This window comes from Pseudomonas sp. Y24-6, assembly GCF_020295325.1.
GTDB lineage: Bacteria > Pseudomonadota > Gammaproteobacteria > Pseudomonadales > Pseudomonadaceae > Aquipseudomonas > Aquipseudomonas gregormendelii.
Genome location: NZ_JACBXG010000041.1, coordinates 1 through 1,235 on the forward strand (window position 1 = coordinate 1; position 1,235 = coordinate 1,235).

Annotated in this window: 1 protein-coding gene; it reads right to left on the reverse strand. The window is 55.1% G+C overall.

What is annotated here, in order from left to right; all coding sequences use genetic code 11:
* Window positions 1–8 precede the first annotated feature (8 nt).
* Window positions 9–1,171, reverse strand: a protein-coding gene (locus HYI44_RS29135; protein WP_225571210.1) for an IS3 family transposase whose coding sequence is annotated in 2 segments (ribosomal slippage) — window positions 9–916 and window positions 916–1,171 — 1,164 coding nt in all. Because the reading frame shifts where the segments join, the coding sequence is not laid out codon by codon here.
* Window positions 1,172–1,235: the final 64 nt, after the last annotated feature.

Consider the following 1,235-nt stretch of genomic DNA (forward strand, 5'->3'; position numbering starts at 1 on the left):
TGTAGTGGTCAACTAATCCCGGACACGACGTTAAGTTTTTCTTCGGCCCGAGCTGGCGCCAGCCCACCGTTGAATTGATGGGGTCGAATCCAGTTGTACTGATGCATCAAGAAATGGCTGATATCGCGCTGGGCTTCTTGAGCAGTTCTGTAGCCCACGGTCGGTATCCATTCAGTTTTCAAGCTGCGGAACACGCGCTCCATCGGCGCGTTGTCCCAGCAATTTCCTCGACGACTCATGCTCTGACGCATGCGATAACGCCACAACCGCTGGCGAAAGAGTCGGCTTGCATATTGCGATCCTTGGTCCGAGTGGAATAGCAGATCCGAAGGCCTGCCACGCTGCTCGTAGGCCATATCCAACGCTTTGATCACAAGCTCAGCGTCTGGCTTTTCCGACAGCGCCCAACCCACGATCCGACGCGTGCAAAGATCCAGGACGACAGCCAGGTAATGCCACTTTCCTTGCGCCCAAATGTAGGTGATATCGCCGCACCAGACTTGATTGGGCGCTGGCACATCGAACTCGCGGTTCAATGTGTTCGGGATATCGAGTCTTTCTACTGTTGCTCGTTTGTAGGCATGGGAGCCGGGTTGTTTGCTGACTAAATCAAGCTCGCGCATCAAGCTACGCACTTTGAATCGACCGAGTTGCTCACCGTCTTCACGCATCAGCGACAGGATGCTGCGACTGCCCGCAGAGCTACGACTTTGCGAGAACAGCTCACTGACGCGACTACGCAATCGAAGCCGTTCAACGTCGGGCGTGCGGCGCCGCAGGCGCTGGGCGTAGTAACACGAGCGAGTGACGTCAAACACCTTGCACAGCCAATCAACCGGCTCATGGGCGCTCAACTGGTCAATCAGCGCGAACGCTCGTGATCTTCCGACATCAAGAGCGCGGTAGCCTTTTTTAGTATGGATTTCTCTCGTTCAAGCCGAGCGATCCGGGCCTCCAGTTCCTGAATTTTTTGCTGTTCCGGCGTCAGCGCCTTGCTCTGCGGGGTGATGCCTTTATGTTCTTTCTGAATCTGGTCAACCCAGCGGCGCAATGCCGACTCGCCAATGCCGAGTGAACGGCTGGCTTCGATGTAGCTGTAGTTTTGTTTGAGCACGAGATCAGCAGCCTCGCGCTTGAATTCAGGAGTAAAGGAACGGCGTTGTTTGGTCATCTGACACCTCGATCTGGCGAGCATTCTCGCCTAAATGGGTGTCCGGTTTCATTAGACCACTACA